The organism is Streptomyces niger (assembly GCF_000718305.1).
In the GTDB taxonomy this organism is placed as follows: domain Bacteria; phylum Actinomycetota; class Actinomycetes; order Streptomycetales; family Streptomycetaceae; genus Streptomyces; species Streptomyces niger.
Map to the genome: position 1 here is coordinate 92,733 of NZ_JOFQ01000012.1, position 15,886 is coordinate 108,618.

Annotated in this window: 18 protein-coding genes and 1 pseudogene; 13 read left to right on the forward strand and 6 right to left on the reverse strand. The window is 71.7% G+C overall.

All coding sequences use genetic code 11. From position 1 onward, the window contains the following. Positions 1-51: 51 nt before the first annotated feature. Together IF20_RS23485 and IF20_RS23490 are read left to right on the forward strand one after the other, a co-directional pair. On the forward strand, positions 52-429 hold the full coding sequence (locus IF20_RS23485; protein ID WP_052867257.1) for a BlaI/MecI/CopY family transcriptional regulator: 378 nt from the start codon (positions 52-54) through the stop codon (positions 427-429). Between the two features lie 10 nt (positions 430-439). Beyond that, positions 440-1,405, forward strand: a complete 966-nt coding sequence (locus tag IF20_RS23490; RefSeq protein ID WP_052867258.1) for a M56 family metallopeptidase — start codon at positions 440-442, stop codon at positions 1,403-1,405. A 75-nt stretch (positions 1,406-1,480) separates the two neighbouring features. On the opposite strand, the pseudogene IF20_RS23495 reads toward IF20_RS23490, so the two are convergent. Further along, positions 1,481-1,840 (reverse strand): annotated as a pseudogene (locus IF20_RS23495) (DapH/DapD/GlmU-related protein); the annotation flags it as partial. A 308-nt stretch (positions 1,841-2,148) separates the two neighbouring features. On the opposite strand from IF20_RS23495, the gene IF20_RS23500 reads away from it, so the two are divergent. Next, a complete protein-coding gene (locus tag IF20_RS23500; protein ID WP_052867260.1) occupies positions 2,149-2,526 on the forward strand; it encodes a BlaI/MecI/CopY family transcriptional regulator in 378 nt (125 codons plus the stop codon). 116 nt (positions 2,527-2,642) lie between these two features. On the opposite strand, the gene IF20_RS23505 is transcribed toward IF20_RS23500, so the two are convergent. Beyond that, positions 2,643-3,857 (reverse strand): APC family permease, encoded by a 1,215-nt coding sequence (locus tag IF20_RS23505; protein WP_110944469.1) that lies wholly within the window; start codon positions 3,855-3,857, stop codon positions 2,643-2,645. A gap of 416 nt (positions 3,858-4,273) precedes the next feature. On the opposite strand from IF20_RS23505, the gene IF20_RS23510 reads away from it, so the two are divergent. From IF20_RS23510 to crcB (IF20_RS23550), 9 genes are all read left to right on the forward strand, one after another. After that, positions 4,274-5,356 carry an aldo/keto reductase gene (locus tag IF20_RS23510; protein ID WP_052867262.1) on the forward strand — a complete coding sequence of 361 codons (1,083 nt, stop codon included), beginning with the start codon at positions 4,274-4,276 and terminating at the stop codon, positions 5,354-5,356. Between the two features lie 161 nt (positions 5,357-5,517). After that, positions 5,518-6,627: a YihY/virulence factor BrkB family protein gene (locus IF20_RS23515; protein ID WP_052867263.1), complete on the forward strand. Its 1,110-nt coding sequence runs from the start codon at positions 5,518-5,520 to the stop codon at positions 6,625-6,627. Positions 6,628-6,666: 39 nt separating this feature from the next. Next, complete coding sequence (locus IF20_RS23520; protein WP_110944470.1) at positions 6,667-7,119, forward strand: phage holin family protein; 453 nt, start codon at positions 6,667-6,669, stop codon at positions 7,117-7,119. Beyond that, entirely contained in the window at positions 7,116-7,559 is a 444-nt protein-coding gene (locus IF20_RS23525) for a DUF3618 domain-containing protein (RefSeq protein ID WP_052867265.1), read from the forward strand. Before IF20_RS23520 ends, IF20_RS23525 begins: the two co-directional genes overlap by 4 nt. Next, a complete protein-coding gene (locus IF20_RS23530) occupies positions 7,556-7,822 on the forward strand; it encodes a DUF4235 domain-containing protein (RefSeq protein WP_052867266.1) in 267 nt (88 codons plus the stop codon). The genes IF20_RS23525 and IF20_RS23530 overlap by 4 nt, the downstream gene beginning before the upstream one ends. Positions 7,823-7,935: 113 nt before the next feature. Next, positions 7,936-8,127, forward strand: a complete 192-nt coding sequence (locus IF20_RS23535; RefSeq protein ID WP_052867267.1) for a DUF6381 family protein — start codon at positions 7,936-7,938, stop codon at positions 8,125-8,127. A 309-nt stretch (positions 8,128-8,436) separates the two neighbouring features. Further along, the gene (gene crcB, locus IF20_RS23540; RefSeq protein WP_052867268.1) at positions 8,437-8,922 is read left to right on the forward strand and encodes a fluoride efflux transporter CrcB; all 486 of its coding nucleotides are present in this window, start codon (positions 8,437-8,439) and stop codon (positions 8,920-8,922) included. After that, entirely contained in the window at positions 8,919-9,299 is a 381-nt protein-coding gene (locus tag IF20_RS23545) for a DUF190 domain-containing protein (protein WP_052867269.1), read from the forward strand. The genes crcB (IF20_RS23540) and IF20_RS23545 overlap by 4 nt, the downstream gene beginning before the upstream one ends. Beyond that, on the forward strand, positions 9,296-9,670 hold the full coding sequence (crcB, locus tag IF20_RS23550; RefSeq protein ID WP_052867270.1) for a fluoride efflux transporter CrcB: 375 nt from the start codon (positions 9,296-9,298) through the stop codon (positions 9,668-9,670). Before IF20_RS23545 ends, crcB (IF20_RS23550) begins: the two co-directional genes overlap by 4 nt. Before the next feature lie 40 nt (positions 9,671-9,710). Here the strand turns inward: crcB (IF20_RS23550) and IF20_RS23555 are convergent, their stop codons facing one another. Both IF20_RS23555 and IF20_RS23560 read right to left on the reverse strand, forming a co-directional pair. Further along, positions 9,711-11,150: a flotillin family protein gene (locus IF20_RS23555; RefSeq protein ID WP_052867271.1), complete on the reverse strand. Its 1,440-nt coding sequence runs from the start codon at positions 11,148-11,150 to the stop codon at positions 9,711-9,713. Positions 11,151-11,335: 185 nt separating this feature from the next. Beyond that, positions 11,336-11,851 carry a hypothetical protein gene (locus tag IF20_RS23560; RefSeq protein WP_052867272.1) on the reverse strand — a complete coding sequence of 172 codons (516 nt, stop codon included), beginning with the start codon at positions 11,849-11,851 and terminating at the stop codon, positions 11,336-11,338. Positions 11,852-12,077: 226 nt separating this feature from the next. On the opposite strand from IF20_RS23560, the gene IF20_RS23565 reads away from it, so the two are divergent. Next, positions 12,078-12,449, forward strand: a complete 372-nt coding sequence (locus IF20_RS23565; RefSeq protein WP_052867273.1) for a hypothetical protein — start codon at positions 12,078-12,080, stop codon at positions 12,447-12,449. 107 nt (positions 12,450-12,556) lie between these two features. Here IF20_RS23565 and IF20_RS23570 read toward each other — a convergent pair whose 3' ends face one another. Then, entirely contained in the window at positions 12,557-13,558 is a 1,002-nt protein-coding gene (locus IF20_RS23570) for a PP2C family protein-serine/threonine phosphatase (RefSeq protein ID WP_052867403.1), read from the reverse strand. A 247-nt stretch (positions 13,559-13,805) separates the two neighbouring features. Then, on the reverse strand, positions 13,806-15,863 hold the full coding sequence (locus tag IF20_RS23575; RefSeq protein ID WP_052867274.1) for a phosphocholine-specific phospholipase C: 2,058 nt from the start codon (positions 15,861-15,863) through the stop codon (positions 13,806-13,808). Positions 15,864-15,886 lie beyond the last annotated feature (23 nt).

Here is a 15,886-nt window from a genome sequence, read left to right on the forward strand (position 1 = left end):
ACACCTGGATCGGTCCACCCCGCGAGGAACACGAAGGGCAGGTCGAAGGCGTTGAGAGCATTCGGCGAACTGGAATCGGACATCATGCGTGTGGTGTGGGCGAGCGAAGAGCCGCTCAGTGTCCAGCGCATCACCGACGCCCTCAACGAGAAGCGCTCACTGGCGTACACCACGGTGATGACCGTCACCGAACGCCTCCGCACCAAGGGCTGGTTGGAGCGGGCCAAGCAAGGCCGGTCCTACCGCTACCAGGCGTTGCGCTCGGCGGACGACTACACGGCCGAACTCATGGAGCAGGCCCTGGAGTCCTCCACCGACCGCGCCACCGCACTGCTGCACTTCGCCGGCCGTCTGGACGCGGCCGAGGCCGCGGCCCTGCGCCGGGCGCTGGACACCACTCCCACCGCCGTCCCCGACATCGACAGCTGAGGCCGTCACCGTGATCGTCATCGCTGCGCTATTCGTCTACGCCGTCCTGATCGGCGGGCCGGCCGCCCGCCTGCTGGCCCGTGCCCGGTGGGTCACCCGCTTCCCGCAGGTCGCCCTGCGGAGCTGGCACGCCTGCGCGCTCAGCCTGCTCGCCTCGCTGGTGGCATTCCTGCTCGTGGTCGCCCATGACCTGTGGGAACACGGCATGGTCTGGCTCTTCGACGCCGACGAGCCACTTGTCCATGACGCGTACGGCGGCTCCTGGCTGGTCGCCGACATCCCCAGTGCCGCAATGCTGGTCCTGTACCTGGGGGCCGTGACACTGCTCGGCCTCACCGTGCGGGGCCTGTGGAAGCTCCGCCGGGAGCGTGACCGCCACCGCCTGACCGCCGACACGCTGGGGACGCACGACCGGATCCAGGACCTCGACGTACGCGTGCTGACGCACCAGGCCCCGGTGGTCTTCTGCATTCCCGGGACACGCGCCGGTTCCCGCATCGTCGTGACCAGCGCGGCCCTCGACGTGCTGTCCGAGACCGAGCTCGCGGCCGCTCTCGAACACGAGCGGGCACACTTGAGGTTCCGCCACCACCGGGCGTTCCTCGCCGCCGACGTCCTCACCTCGGCCCTCGGCTGGAGCGGCCTGTCACGCAGGTACGCGCAGCAGGTGCGGCGCCTGGCCGAGATGGCGGCGGACGACCAGGCGGCACAGAAGCACGGTCGGCGCGCGGTGGCTTCGGCGCTGCTGGAGATGTGCACCGCGGGACCTGTGACCACCGTGTCCGGGCTGCCGGCGATGACGGGCACCGATCCCGCCGAGCGCATCCGCCGCCTGATCAAGGCCGCGCCGACCCGGGCCAGGACTCTGGTGCCTGTCCTGAGCCTGGTCGTGGCTGTTGTCGTGCTCGCGCTGCCCGTAGCGCTCGCCCTGGCCCCCGGCGCCTTCCTTGCCGGCACCGCTCATTCAGGTTGTTGACGTCGGTCTCCAGAAAGGCGATGTGCGGAGCGGTGCCTCGGTGTGAGGGGGTAGGTGGCACCGAGGCACCTGGACTCATCGCGGCGGGAGGCCGGTGATGTCCCTGGCGGGGTTGCCTCCCCAGCGCGAGTGCGGAGGTACTTCCTCGCCCTTCATCAGGAAGGAATCGGGGGCGAGTACGACGCCGTCCCCCACCGTCACGCCGTAGTGGACCAGGGTGTTGATCCCGATCGTGCAGCCGTTGCCGATCGAGGTGCGGTCGGACTTGAAACTGCCGTCCTCCTGGGAGTGGCACCGGATGACGGCGCCCGCATCGAGCGTGCAGTCATCACCGACCGTCACGAGGGTGCGCTCCGGCATCTTGCACCCGTCGTCGAAGAGCCGACGTCCGAGGCGGACGCCCAGCAGCCGCCAGAACAGGCCCTTGAAGGGCGAGCGGCGCCGAACCCTCGCTTCCGCCCCACGGGCGGACGTCGCCACGGTGGCCGCGGGCTCCACGGCGGACGGCGGCTATGAGATCCGACTGCGGCTTCCTGCCAAGGGGGCAACGGGCGATGGTCGGCAGCCTTGTGACACATGAGCCGCGATCAGCAGGTGGCTGTGTGCCGGCCGGGTCGAGCTGCCGGGTAGAATTTCTACACGGCATAGGAAGTTGGTTGCGAGGGTCCGATGGCCGACCGGTACGGTCGGCATCCACGGCACGCACCCGGCGGCTGTGGACCGGACAGGCGGGAGCGGAGCCCATGCGGCCATTCGGCGAGCTGGAAGCCGACGTCATGCGGATCATGTGGGCGAGCGACGAGCCGCTCAACATCCATGGGATCGTCGATGCCCTGAACGGCGAGGAACGACAGCTGGCGTACACCACCGTCATGACGGTGACCGAACGCCTCCGCACCAAGGGCTGGCTGGAGCGTGACAAACACGGCCGGTCGTTCCGCTACCGGCCGCTACGTACCGCCGACGACTACTCGGCCGGGCTCATGGAACAGGCGCTGGACTCGTCCACCGACCGCACGAGTGTCCTGCTGCGCTTCGCCGGCGGGCTCGACGCAACCGAGGCCGCGGCGCTGCGCCGGGCGCTGGAGAACATGCCCACTGATCCGGACCCGGAGAGCTGAGACGTCGCACCATGCCGGCCATCGTCCAACCGCCCCTTCACAGCGGACGGTCAGGCGGCGGCCCTCCCTCCCCCACGACCACGGGCTGTCCCTGCGTGGGGCAGTGGGACACGCGGTCAAGCCTGGCGGGAGAGCGTGCGGCGGATGGCGTAGGCGGCGGCTCCGATGGCGAGTACGGCAGCGCCGGTGAGGACGGACGAGACGGGGAGGGCGAACGCCAGGACGAGGCAGCCGGCCAGGCCGACGACCGGGATGATCCGGGCCGGGCGGCCTTCGGCCGGGGTGAGTGTGCACGCGGAGGCGTTGGCGACGGCGTAGTACGCCAGGACGCCGAAGGAGGAGAAGCCGATCGCCCCGCGCACGTCCGCGGTTGCGGCCACCGTGGCGACGACCGCGCCGACGAGGAGTTCGGCGCGGTGCGGGACCTTGAACTTCGGATGCACGGCAGCCAGGACGTGGGGGAGGTGGTGGTCGCGGGCCATGGCCAGCGTCGTGCGGGAGACGCCGAGGATCAGGGCGAGCAGGGAGCCGAGGGCCGAGACCGCCGCGCCGACGCGTACGACCGGCACGAGCCAGTCCGCCCCGGCCGCCCGTGCGGCCTCCGTCAGCGGCGCGCCGGCAGCGGCCAGGCCGTCGGTGCCGAGCAGCAGCAGGACGGAGACGGCGACGGCGGCGTAGACGACGAGGGTGATGCCGAGCGCGATCGGGATGGCGCGCGGGATGGTGCGGGCCGGATCGCGGACCTCCTCGCCGAGGGTGGCGATGCGGGCGTAGCCGGCGAACGCGAAGAACAGCAGTCCGGCCGCCTGCAGGACCCCGCCGAACGTCGCGTCCGCACCGGCATCCAGGTGGGCTGTGTCCACGCCGCCTGAAGTGAGGGAGACAACCACGACGGCGGTGAGAACCGCGAGGACGACGGCCACGACGATGCGGGTCAGCAGGGCGGACTTCTGCACGCCCGCGTAGTTGACGGCGGTCAGCGCCACCACGGCGGCGACGGCGATCGCGTGGGCCTGGCCGGGCCAGACGTAGGAGCCGACGGTCAGGGCCATGGCGGCGCAGGAGGCGGTCTTGCCCACCACGAACGCCCAGCCGGCCAGATACCCCCAGAAGTCGCCCAGCCGCTCCCGTCCGTAGACGTAGGTGCCGCCGGAGGCCGGGTAGAGGGCGGCGAGCCGCGCCGAGGAGGTGGCGTTGCAGTAGGCGACGACGGCGGCGAGGGCCAGGCCGAGCAGCAAGCCGGAACCGGCAGCTCGGGCGGCCGGGGCCAGGGAGGCGAAGATTCCGGCGCCGATCATCGATCCCAGCCCGATCAGCACGGCGTCCGGCACTCCAAGACGCCGTCGAAGTTCTTCCGGTACCCCGGATGGCGGCAAGGGCGTGCTGCTCAACTTCGTCACTCCTCGTCGGCCGTGCTCGCGGACAAGTTCCGCGGTCCGCGCGCACGATAAGGGATCGACGTGAACACGCGCAGGAGGTGGCTGCCGGCAGGCGGGGCCGGAGTCCGGAGGCGGCGGTGAAGGTCGCTGCTGCGATGACCGTGGCGTCGAGGCCGAGGCCGAGGGCGTCGGCGAGGTGGCACGGCGATTCGGTGAACAGTGGACCGCCTACGCCGCACGTACCCACGTGGTTCGAGGGCATCGTCGGAGCCTGCGCCGGTTCGCCCCGCTCCGGGGGCAGTAGGGCAACGCGCCCCGGTGGGCCCGGATTCGCGGTGTGCGGCGGGACTGCGCCTACGTTGGGGCGCATGACGGACTACGTAGCCCTCGGCAACTCCGGCCTGAAGGTGTCGCGCTTCGCCCTCGGCACCCTCACGGCCGGGAACGACCCCAAGTTCGCGCAGATGGCGGGGCTGGACGCCGACGCCTACCGGCGGCTGTTCGACATCGCGCTCGACCACGGCGTGAACCTCGTGGACACGGCGAACATGTACTCCTTCGGGGAGGCGGAGGAGATCACCGCGCAGGCTCTCAGAGGGCGGCGCGACGACGTCGTGCTGACCTCCAAGGTGCGGATGCCGCTCGGCGACGGCCCGAACGACGGCGGCGCGAGCCGCCACCACATCCTCCGCGAGGTCGAGAACAGCCTGCGGAGACTGCGTACCGACCACCTCGACCTGCTCTACACGCACCAGTGGGACGGCGTCACGCCCATCGAGGAGACGCTCGCCGCGCTGGACACCCTCGTGCGCGACGGCAAGGTCCGCTACCTCGGGACGTCCAACTACAGCGCCTGGCAGCTGAGCAAGACGGTGTACACCGCGCGCGCTCTCGGGCTGACCGCGCCCGTCGTCCAGCAGATGTACTACACGCCGGAGGCGCGGGAGATCGAGTACGAGATCCTGCCGGCAGCGCGCGACCTCGGCATCGGCACCTTCGTGTGGAGCCCCCTCGGTGAGGGCCTGCTCACCGGCAAGGTGCGGCGCGGGCAGGAGACGCCGAGCAGTACCCGGCAGGGCACCGACTGGCCCGAGCCGCACGTCACCGACTGGGGCCGGGCCTACGACATCATCGACGCGCTGGACGGCATCGCACGGGAGCGCGGCGTCTCCGTGCCCCGCGTCGTGCTCGCCTGGCTCCTGGGGCGCCCCGGCGTCACCGGCATCGTCCTGGGGGCGCGTACCGAGGACCAGCTGCGCGACAACCTCGCGGCGGCGGATCTGGAGCTGTCCCAGGAGGAGCGCGACACCCTCACCCGGGTCTCGCAGCTGCCGGCCTACTACCCGTGGTGGCACCGCGCCCTCAACGCGACCGACCGCCCCGATCCCGCCGAAGAGCCGTACCTGACGGAGTTCCGCAGGTATGCGACAGGGGGCGGGAGCGGCTCCTGACACGGAGGCGCTGAACGGCACCACGCGCACCGCGGGGCCCTGCCCCCGTCACCCGTTCGGGGGTATCCCGTCCGCGGTGCGTCCTTCGGCGGGTGGCGGTCCGTAGCCGTCCGAACGCACCGGGCCCGTTTCGGTTCGAGGCGGACGGTAACCCACGACGTATGGCACGGATAACGCGACCGGGGGGCCGGGAGGGCCCCACTCATCGCGCCGGTGACGGTCCCGGGGAGCGGACGGCCCGGGTGCCCGCGGCGCGGCAGGAGGCAGGTGCGGCACCGGCTCCGGGCCCGGATCCGCTCGTCAAGGAGCGGGAACCGGACGAGCTGACCGCCCTGCCCAAGAAGTCCTGGTGGGCCGTGCTGCGTGGCACGGTCAAAGAGGTCAAGGGCGATGAGCTGACCGACCGGGCCGCGGCCCTGACCTACTACGCGGTGCTGTCGTTGTTCCCCGCGCTGCTCGTACTGGTCTCCCTGCTGGGCCTGGTGGGGGAGTCGGCCAGCCGGAAGGTGGTGGCCACGCTCCAGCAACTGGCACCCGGCTCCGTGCGGCAGATCATCAGCGACGCCGTGCAGCAGCTGCAGGGCAACGCGGGGGTCGGCTCGCTGATCGCGGTGGTCGGCCTGCTGGGCGGCGTCTGGACGGCCTCGGGCTATGTGGCTGCCTTCATGCGCAGTTCCAATGTCGTGTACGACATGGCCGAGGGCCGCCCGATGTGGAAGGTGCTGTTGGGGCGTCTGGGCCTTACGGTGGTACTGATGTTGCTGGCTCTCCTCAGCGCGCTCATCGTGGTGTTCACCGGCGGCATCGCGCGCCAGGTCGGCGACGCGCTGGGGGTGGGAGCCATCGCGCTGACGGTGTGGTCGATCGCGAAGTGGCCGGTGCTGGTCATCCTGGTGACGACGATGATCGCGTTCCTCTACTGGGGCGCGCCCAACGTGAAGGGCCGCGGCCTGCGGTGGGTCACCCCGGGCAGCTTCCTCGCCCTGGTCATCTGGATGGTGGCTTCCGCCGGATTCGCGGTGTACGTGGGGAACTTCTCTTCCTACAACAAGACCTACGGGACCCTCGCCGGTGTGATCATCTTCCTCGTCTGGCTGTGGATCACCAATCTGGCCATCCTGCTCGGCCTGGAATTCGACGCCGAGATGGCACGGGAGCGAGCGGTCGCCGGCGGCCACCCCGGCAATGACGAGCCGTACGTCGAGCCGCGCGACACCAGCGCGTGGAGTGAGGAGGAACGCGAGCGGGCCGAGAACCCGGGCGAAGTCTGATCCGCACAGGACGCGGCCAGGAAAGGCAGTTGATCGGTGATGAGTACTTCTGAAGACCGGGCGGTGCGTCCCGGTACACCTCCGGACACGGCCTCGCGACCAGAGCACACCGAGGAGTCGGTGGGCGTGCTGGTCTCCCGCGCCTCGCAGCAGCTCTCGCAGCTGGTGCGCGAGGAGATGCAGCTGGCGCAGGCGGAGATGGTGCGGAAGGGCAAACAATTCGGCATCGGCGGCGGACTGTTCGGCGGTGCGGGCGTGGTCGCTTTCCTGGCGCTGGAGGCGCTCGTGGTCACCGTGATCGCGGCCCTCGCGCTGGTACTGCCGGTATGGGCGTCGGCCCTGATCGTCACCGGCGCGCTGCTGGTGCTCGCCGGGATCCTGGCGCTGACCGGCAAGAAGGAGATCGGCCGGGCGACCCCGCCGACGCCCCAGGAGGCGATCGCCGGAGTCAAGGCCGACGTCGCCGAGGTGAGGGAGAAGGCCCACCGATGACCGCTGAACCCCGGAGCAGGAACAAGTCCGAGTCGCTCACGACCGAGCAGCTGCGGGAGCGGGTGGAGCACACCCGCGAGGAGCTGGGCCGGACGGTGGAGGAGCTGGCCGCCAAGGCCGACGTGAAGACGCGGGCCAAGGAGAAGGCCGGCGAGGCCAAGGCCAAGGTGCAGGGCAAGGCCGGCGACGCCAGGGCCAAGGTCCAGCAGGCCGTCGGCCATTCGCGGGCGCGGGCCCAGGACGGCTCGGCGCACGTCGCGCAACGCGGCCCCGTGCCGGCGCTGGCCGTGTCCGCCGCCGCGGCCGTCCTGATATGGCTGCAGGTCCGCCGGCACGGCCGCGACCGCAAGGGCGTCCGGACCGTCGCCATCCGCAGCGGCCGCCCGCGCGGCCTCGCCGGGCACCGCCGCTGCGGCAGCCGTACCAGGAGGTTCCGATGAACGCAGCGAAAGTGGTGTACACGCCGGTCGGCGTGGCACTGGGCGCCTGCAGCGGCATGATCGCCGGGGCGCTGTTCAAGCAGACGTGGAAGCGGCTCGGGCACGACGGGGACACCCCCAGCGCCAGAGACGAGGAGCGGACCTGGAAGGAAGTGCTGCTGGCGGCGGCGCTGCAAGGGGCCATCTTCGCCACGGTCAAGGCCGCGATGGACCGCAGCGGTGCCACTGCCACCCGCCGCCTGACCGGTACCTGGCCCGGCTGACCGCCGGGCTCTCCGGATGCGGGGCGGCCGTGGAGCTGCTTCGCTGAAAGGGCCCGCGCCCTTCCGGACGCGGGCGGTTCGGACGTGGTGTCCCGTACGGGCAAGGAGTGATCATGGGCATGGACGGTGAGGTCGGAGGCCGCATCCGGCAGATGCGGGACAAGGCCAAGGAGCTGTCGGAGGCCGCGGAACGGACCAGCGATCCGCAGGACCGGCAACGGCTGCAGGACAAGGCACGCAAGCTGGAGAGCCAGGCGGAGCAGGAGTCGAGCATGGGCAGCGGGGACATCTTCCCGATGCAGTGACGTCCGTACGGAGCCCGTGACTCGTACGGCCGCGTCCGCCCTCCCACCCGCGGAGGGCGGACGCGCGCATGGGCGGAAGAGGGCGGACGCGCGCAGCGGCGCGACCCGTCCGGCCGGGTCCGGGTGCCGGGCGGGCAGCCGGTAAGCTGGGGACAGCGGTGATCTGCGGGTCCCGCGCGGCGGTGGGGCCCGCCGTACCCGAACCGCGGCAGCGACGTCGCCAACGGTCCCTGCTTGCGACGCGCGCCGGTGCGACGCGTGCCCGTGGCACGCGCATCCGCCGACGCCCCGGCGAGTAGGAGACAGCACGTGACAGAGCCCCACCCCGCCACGCTGCACGAACCGGTCGACCCCGACACCGGCCCGCGCGTCCCGCCGCGGTCCGTCGCGGGCGGTCACCGACAGGGCCCCGTCGTGGCCGCCGTCGCGCTCGGCGGTGCCGCCGGTGCCGTCGCGCGCTACGGGGCCACGCTGCTGTGGCCCACGCCGCCCGGCGCCTTCCCCTGGACGACGCTGACCGTGAACGTGCTCGGTTGCGCCGCCATCGGTGTCCTGATGGCGCTGCTCGCCGAGGCCCGGTCCGTGCACCGGCTGGTCCGGCCGTTCCTCGGCACCGGCGTGCTCGGCGGCTTCACCACCTTCTCCACGTACGCCGTGGACATCCAGCGCATGGTCGAGCACGGCGCGCTCCGCACCGGCCTCGCGTACCTGGCGCTGACCCTGCTCGCGGCGCTGGCCGCGGTGTGGGCCGCGGCCGTCACCACCCGGAGCGTCCTGTCCTGGAGGCATCAGTGACCGCCACCCGCGCCGCCCTCCGCGTCACCGTGTTCGTCTGCGAGGACCGCACCTGGCACCACCGCCCGCTGTACTCCGAGATCGTGCACCGGGCCCATCGCGCGGGCCTCGCGGGCGCCTCGGTCTTCCGCGGCATCGAGGGGTTCGGCGCCTCCTCCAGGATTCATACGAGCCGGCTGCTGTCGCTGGGCGAGGACCTGCCGGTGGCCGTGGTGATCGTCGACACCGAGGAACGGGTACGGGCGTTCCTGCCGCAGCTGGACGAGCTGGTGACCGAGGGGCTGGTGACCCTCGACGCGTGCGAGATCGTCCTTCCCGGCGCCGCACGGCGCCCGGCCGACGGCGGCCGGGACGACGAAGGGGGCCGTACGCGGTGAACTGGCTGCTCGTGATCGCCGGAGCCATGGTCGGGGCCCCGCTGCGCTACCTGACCGACCGTGCGGTGCAGGCCCGGCACGACACCGTCTTCCCCTGGGGCACCTTCGCCGTCAACGTCGTCGGCAGCCTGGTGCTGGGGCTGCTGACCGGCGCGGTCGCCGCGGGCGCCGCCTCCTCGCAGGTGCAGCTGCTGATCGGCACCGGCCTGTGCGGCGCGCTGACCACGTACTCGACGTTCTCCTACGAGACGCTGCGGCTGGCCGAGGGCGGCGCTCGCCTCTTCGCCGCGGCCAACGCGCTGGGGACCGTGGTGGCCGGCCTGTGCGCCGCGTTCGCGGGCGCGGCCGTCGCCCAGGTCTGCTGGGGATAGTCCTACGGGGGACGGCGCCGGCCGCCCCCCGTAGGCGGGCTCACTCGCTGATGTCGATCTTCCCGTTGGAGGCGGCCGGGCCACCGGCGGCCGGCGCGGGGACCGAGGCGTCGCGTCGCTCCGTGATCCCCTTCAGGAGACCCGCGAGGTCGACGCCGGTGGTGGAGCCGAGCAGCTCCATGCCCTGCGCGACGTTGTCGGCGACCGCCCGGGGGAGCCGGCCCGCGCCGTCCGTGGAGATCACGGTCATCTTGTCCACCGCGCTGAGCGGCTCGGACGCCTTGCCGACGACGTCCGGCAGCACCTGGACCAGCATCTGCAGGACCGCGGCGTCGCCGTACTGCGCGAACGCGTCCGCCTTCTGGCGCATGGCCTCGGCCTCGGCGGAGCCCTTCGCGCCGATCGCCGCGGCCTCCGCCTCGCCCTCGATGCGTACCGCGTCGGCGAGCGCCGCACGCTGCGCCTTCTCGCCCTCACCGGTCAGCCGCGCCCGCTCGGCCGCCGCCTCGGCCTCCTTCACCAGCGCGATCCGCCGGGCCTCGGCCTCCTGCTCGGCCTGGTAGCGGGCCGCGTCGGCGGGCTTACGCACCTTCGTGTCCAGCTCGCGGTCGGTCAGCGCGGCCTGGCGCTGCGCCACCTTCTCCTGTTCGGTGAGGACTTCCTGGCGCCGCGCGGCCTCGGCCAGCGGCCCGGCCGCCGCGGCGCGCGCCGCCGCCTCGTCCGTCTCGGCCTTGATCTCCGCCTGCCGCAGCGCGAACGTCCGCTGGGCGACGGCGATCTCCTCCTCGGCCTTCAGCCGGGCCTGCTCGGCCGCGCGCCGGGCCACCGCCTCGGCGATGTCGGCCTCCTGCCTGGCGCGGGCGGCCTCGGGCCGGCCGAGGTCCTCCAGGTACGAGCCCTCGGTCGTGATGTCGTGGATCTGGAAGGCGTCCAGCACCAGGCCCTGGCCCGACAGGCTGGCCTCGGCCTCCTCGGCGACCTGCCCGGCGAACGCGGCCCGGTCCCGGATCACGTCCTCCACCGACATCCGGCCGACGATGGCCCGGAGCGCGCCGGAGAGCACCTCCTGCGTGAACCCGACGATCTCGTCCTGCTGCTGCAGGAACCGCTGGGCCGCGGCGCGGATGCAGTCCTCGGTGCCGCCGACCTTGACGATCGCGACGCCTTCGAGGTTCGCCTTCACGCCGCGCAGGGTCACCGCGCCGCGCACCGCGACGGGGATCTGCCGGCTGGAGAGCTCCAGGGTGAACTTCTGCTGGACGAACGGCACGACGAAGACGCCGCCGCCGACCACGACCTTCTGGCCGCTGTTGTCGGTGAACACCCGCCCCGTCTCGGGGTCGGTGGCCTTCTTGCCGCGCCGGCCGGTGACGATGAAGGCCTCGCTGGGCCCGGCGACCTTGTAGCGCGTGACGACGACCAGCGCGAGAAGGACGATCAGGACGACGATGCCGGCCACCGCTGTCAGGACTGGACTCATGTGCATTCCCCCCTGCCCCCGCGAGACGGACGGCAGATCGGTTCGGTCGGTGAAGTGGGAGCCAAATGGCGAACTAGGTGAAATAGGTGAACTGGACGAACTGGGTGAACTGGGTGAACTGAGGAGCGGAATTCGATCGGTGCAGTGGGGGAGAAGGAAGCGAAGGAAGCGTGTGAGGGCGCGGGTCAGCGCTCGACGGGACGGACCGCGACCGAGGTCGGCGAGAGCGTGGCCGCCACCCACACCTCGGTGCCGCGGGCCAGGGGCACGTCGCCCTTGGCCGCGAGCTTCACGGGCTGGCCCGCGAGCCGCAGCAGCACCTCGCCGTAGCCGTCGGCCGGGATGGCGGTGACGACCGAGCCGGCGGTGCCGAGCAGATCGTCCCCTTGCGGGGTGGCCGCGGTGGGCCCGTGCAGCAGCGCCCGACAGAGCCGCCAGGTCAGCCACCCGGCCGCGAGGCCGGCGAGCGTCCCGGCTGCCGCGGCGGCCCCGGCGCCGAGATCGGTGGTGCCGAGGACGAGCGCGCCCGCGAAGCCGAGCATCGAGACGAACCCGGCGATCACCGGTAGCGACAACACTCCGTCAAACAGACCGTCGAGCGCGCCGATGCCGTCGAAGAGCCCTTCCAGTACGCCGTCGAGGACGAGTGAGAGGGCCAGCACCACGATTCCCGCGATGCCGAGACCGAGAAACCAGACCATCGGAATACCTCCCCCGTTGCGCATTCTCCCCTGGTCAGCGCTGATCTTGTCAGACGGTTCTCGAACAAGTCATTGCCAGAACCCGGCAATCTTTATGCGTTCTTGATGCCGGGTCACCGACGGGCCGCGGGCGGCGTGCAGCGGCACATGCCCCTTTCCGTGGTCGGCCACGGGGTGTGACGACTGCGTGGCAGGATGCCCGTACCAGTACGGGGCGGGTGGGCCAATGGCAGACATCGAAGAGACTCTTCGAGACATCGTGCGCATCGACGGAGTGCTCGGCGCCGCCGTCGTGGACTACTTCAGCCGGCTGACGCTGGGTGCGGTGGGCACGTCGGGACCGGACCTGGAGAAGGTCGCGGTGGGCGACACCGACGTGGTGCGCGCCAAGCTCTTCACCCTCGAACTCCTCGGCTACCGCGAGGAACGCATAGAGGACATCCTCGTCACCCTCGACACCGAGTACCACCTGATCCGTCCGCTCGTCCGTCGCCGGTACGAAGGCGTGTTCCTCTACCTGGTGCTGGACCGCGCCCTGACGAACCCCGACGTCGCCCGGGGCTGGCTGCGCGCGGTCGAGGATCGGCTGGAGCTCTGACCTGCGGGAGCGCGCCGGTCCGAGCGCGCGCCGGCCGCGTTGTCAGTGGCGGGTGCTTCACTCCACCCACGACCGGAACAGTGTGAGCACGGCCTGGGCCGGGCCGGTCAGGCGGTGCGGTAGCGGATCAGCAGCATCGCGGCGTCGTCGCGCAGCGGGCCGCCGGTGTGCTCCACCAGGTCCGCGCGGATGGCGTCCACCGCGGCCTGCGGGTCGGGCTCCTTGAGCAGTCCGGCCCGCTCGTCCAGCGGGTAGAACTGCCCGTCGCCGTTCCGCGCCTCGGTGACCCCGTCGGTGTAGAAGAGCACCTGGTCGCCGGGCGCGAAGTCGACGTCGTACGGTTCCGGGCCGTCCTCCCCGTGCGCGGTGAGGCCGAGCGGGAGCGCCCGGCGCGGCGGCGTCAGGTACGCCACGGCGCCGTCCGGGCGGGCCACCAGCGGTGCGGGATGGCCGTAGTTCAGCAGCGTGATCGTGGGCCCTGCGCCCGCCTCGGCGAGCACGGCGGTCACGAACTTCTCGTCCGGCAGGTCCCGTTCCAGGGCGCGTTCGAGCCGGGTGCCGACGGCGGCGAGGTCCGGTTCGTCGTACGCGGCCTCGCGGAAGGTGCCGACGACCACCGCCGCCGTCTCCACCGCCTCCAGGCCCTTGCCCTGTACGTCCCCGATGAGCGCACGCACGCCGTACGGCGAGGCCACGACCTCGTAGAGATCGCCGCCGATCCGGGCCTCGGCCACCGCGGAGGTGTAGGAGACGGCCACGCTCAGCCGTCCCGCGACGCGCGGCACGGGACGCAGCAGGACGCGCTGCGCGACCTCGGCGATGGAGCGGACGTTCGCCAGCTCCGCCTCCCGACGCCGGCGCATCACCGCGGCCACCACGCCCGCGACGGTGACCCCGGCGACCGAGAGCAGGGCCGTGTGGCCCCGCTGCCCGGTGAACAGCCCGTCGTACATGCCGAGGACGAGGCAGAGGACGAAGGAGAGCACGCCGATCAGGGCGGTCCGCCGCCAGCTGCCGGTCAGCCCGGCGAAGGCAGGCCCCAGGGAGATGAGCGGGAGGAAGCCGGCGGCCGGCCCGGCCGTGAGGTCCACCAACATGACCAGGGCCATCACCGCGTACGGCAGGGCACCCAGAGCCGCCGTGGCGGGGTGTACGCGCCCGCTCACCGCTCGGTCCGCTCCGCAGCTCGCTCCACGCGCACCCGCTCCTGCTCGTCAGTCCTCTCCCGTGGGGCCGCGGCTCGGCATCACCGGGCCGCCGCCAAAGTTACTTTAAGCAACATTTGCACTGTCGAACCAACACATATCCTCCACCGTTACCGAACCGTCGCCGATGAGAGGGTGCCGGGCATCCTCGTCAGACGGTACGGATCGCCGGGTCGCTCACGCCCGGCTCGCCGGTCTCCACGTGGCCAGCGAACCGGCGGAGGAAGGAGGCGTCGGACTCGGAGGTGACCTTCAGGTCGTACCAGCGCTTGCCGGCGCGCAGATCGACGGTGTGGGTGACGGTGGCGCCCGCCCGGACCTTGAAGGTCTGCGTGGGGCTGCCGTACGCGTCGGCCAGCGTGAGGTCGGCGTCGGCGCTGCCGTGGTTGGTGAAGGTCAGCGTCACGTTGCCGCTGGTGGCGTCGTGGCGCGCGGTCACCTCCGGGCCCGCCGTCTTCCCCGGGCCCTTGAAGACGCGCAGGAACCCGTTGGGACCGAAGACCGAGAGATCGTAGACGCCCTTGGAGTACGCGGTGTTCCAGGTGTCGGAGACGGGCTTGCCGGCCGCCGCGGTGTACGTCCAGGGGCCGTCGCCGCGGTTGCCCGCGGTGATGTAGAAGGCGGCGCCCGCCTTGTCGCCGCCGCTGAGGGTGAGCCGGTACTTGCCGGCCGCGGTGTCGGCCGCGCCGTCGACGTACGGGGCGTAGGGCAGCGCACGGGACGGGCGGGAGCCCTTCTCCTGGCGGGGGAGGGACGGGTCGGCGGGCGGCTTGGGCACGTAGTCGTCGTGCCGGTCGCCGTCCGGCGGGCGGTAGCCCGCGGTGTCGGGCAGTTCGGCCGGCCGGGCGTCGGGGTGGGCGAAGTCGAAGGCCGAGGTCAGGTCGCCGCAGACGGCGCGCCGCCAGGGCGAGATGTTCGGCTCGTGGACGCCGAAGCGGCGCTCCATGAAGCGGATGACGGAGGTGTGGTCGAAGGTCTCCGAGCAGACGTAGCCGCCCTTGCTCCAGGGCGAGAGGACCAGCATCGGTACGCGCTGGCCGAGTCCGTACGGGCCCGCGGCGTAGCCCTTGCCGCCCTTGTAGAGGTCCGGGCCGACGTCCACGGTGGACAGGCCCTGGGAGGCGGAGGACGGCGGGTACGGCGGCACGACGTGGTCGAAGAAGCCGTCGTTCTCGTCGTAGGTGAGGAAGAGCGCGGTCCTGCTCCACACCTCGGGGTCGGAGGTGAGCGCGTCGAGGATCTGGGAGACGTACCAGGCGCCGTAGTTCGCGGGCCAGTTGGGGTGCTCGGTGAATGCCTCGGGCGCCACGATCCAGGAGATCTTCGGCAGCCTGCCGCCCTTGACGTCGGCCTTCAGCTGGTCGAAGAGGCCGCCGCCGTGCTTGATGTCCGTGCCCGTACGGGCCTTGTCGTAGAGCGGGTCGCCGGGCTTCGCGTTGCGGTACTGGTTGAAGTACAGCAGCGAGTTGTCGCCGTACGTGCCCCGGTACGCATCGTCGATCCAGCCCCACTTGCCGTCCGCGTCCAGGCCGTCGCCGATGTCCTGGTAGATCTTCCAGGAGACGCCGGCCTTCTCCAGCCGCTCGGGGTAGGTGGTCCAGCTGTAGCCGGCCTCCTCGTTGCCGAGCACCGGTCCGCCGCCCTTGCCGTCGTTGCCGGTGTACCCGGACCACAGGTAGTAGCGGTTGGGGTCGGTGGAGCCGATCAGCGAGCAGTGGTAGGCGTCGCAGATGGTGAAGGTGTCGGCGAGCGCGTAGTGGAAGGGGATGTCCTCGCGCGTCAGGTACGCCATCGTGGTCGCCGACTTGGCGGGTATCCACTGGTCGTACTTGCCGTTGTTCCAGGCCCGGTGGCTGCCGGCCCAGTCGTGGTTGAGGTCCTGGATGAACTGCAGGCCCAGGTTGTCGGCCTCCGGCCGGAAGGGCAGCACTTCCTTGGTGCCGTCCGACTGGTGCCACACCGGCTTGCCGCTGGGCAGCGTCACGGGGCGCGGGTCGCCGAAGCCGCGTACGCCGCTGAGCGAGCCGAAGTAGTGGTCGAAGGACCGGTTCTCCTGCATCAGTACGACGATGTGCTCGACATCCTCGATGGTGCCGGAGCGGTGCTGGGCGGGGATCGCGGCGGCGCGGGCGAGGGAGCCGGACAGCGCGGTGAAGGCGGCCGTGCCTCCGGCGAGTTGCAGGAAGCGGCGGCGGTCCATATGCGGCATGGGCGGGTGACCTCTTCGTCGGT

Excerpts from the sequence above, each read along its gene's own strand:
- IF20_RS23570 (WP_052867403.1), bottom strand. The coding sequence starts at position 13,558 with ATGGCCCTGGTCATGTTGGTGGACCTCACGGCCGGGCCGGCCGCCGGC.
- IF20_RS23520 (WP_110944470.1), top strand. The coding sequence starts at position 6,667 with ATGAGTACTTCTGAAGACCGGGCGGTGCGTCCCGGTACACCTCCGGAC.
- IF20_RS23555 (WP_052867271.1), bottom strand. The coding sequence starts at position 11,150 with ATGAGTCCAGTCCTGACAGCGGTGGCCGGCATCGTCGTCCTGATCGTC.
- IF20_RS23510 (WP_052867262.1), top strand. The coding sequence starts at position 4,274 with ATGACGGACTACGTAGCCCTCGGCAACTCCGGCCTGAAGGTGTCGCGC.
- IF20_RS23530 (WP_052867266.1), top strand. The coding sequence starts at position 7,556 with ATGAACGCAGCGAAAGTGGTGTACACGCCGGTCGGCGTGGCACTGGGC.
- IF20_RS23560 (WP_052867272.1), bottom strand. The coding sequence starts at position 11,851 with ATGGTCTGGTTTCTCGGTCTCGGCATCGCGGGAATCGTGGTGCTGGCC.
- IF20_RS23535 (WP_052867267.1), top strand. The coding sequence starts at position 7,936 with ATGGGCATGGACGGTGAGGTCGGAGGCCGCATCCGGCAGATGCGGGAC.
- IF20_RS23515 (WP_052867263.1), top strand. The coding sequence starts at position 5,518 with ATGGCACGGATAACGCGACCGGGGGGCCGGGAGGGCCCCACTCATCGC.
- IF20_RS23565 (WP_052867273.1), top strand. The coding sequence starts at position 12,078 with ATGGCAGACATCGAAGAGACTCTTCGAGACATCGTGCGCATCGACGGA.
- IF20_RS23500 (WP_052867260.1), top strand. The coding sequence starts at position 2,149 with ATGCGGCCATTCGGCGAGCTGGAAGCCGACGTCATGCGGATCATGTGG.
- IF20_RS23525 (WP_052867265.1), top strand. The coding sequence starts at position 7,116 with ATGACCGCTGAACCCCGGAGCAGGAACAAGTCCGAGTCGCTCACGACC.
- IF20_RS23575 (WP_052867274.1), bottom strand. The coding sequence starts at position 15,863 with ATGCCGCATATGGACCGCCGCCGCTTCCTGCAACTCGCCGGAGGCACG.